Source organism: Paenarthrobacter aurescens (genome assembly GCF_025421775.1).
GTDB lineage: Bacteria > Actinomycetota > Actinomycetes > Actinomycetales > Micrococcaceae > Arthrobacter > Arthrobacter aurescens_B.
Genome location: NZ_JAOEFX010000792.1, coordinates 1 through 231, shown reverse-complemented (window position 1 = coordinate 231; position 231 = coordinate 1). Strand labels below are relative to the sequence as shown.

Below are 231 nucleotides of genomic sequence, written 5' to 3'. Positions count from 1 at the left end.
CACGGGCCGAATTTAGATGTCCAAAGTGACCAGAGTTCTATTTCAACGATGACTCCACCCGAACTGGCGTCCGGGTATCAACGTCTCCCACCTATCCTACACAAGCCACTCCGAACACCAAAACCAAACTATAGTAAAGGTCTCGGGGACTTTCCGTCCTGATGCGCTTAAAGAGCATCTTAACTCGTACTGCAATTTCTCCGAGATTATGGTTGAGACAGAGGGGAAGTC

At 48.9% G+C, this 231-nt stretch carries 1 rRNA gene; it reads right to left on the bottom strand.

Annotation, left to right across the window (positions count from 1 at the left end):
• Positions 1-231: ribosomal RNA gene (locus tag N7568_RS25605) — 23S ribosomal RNA — on the bottom strand; the annotation flags it as partial.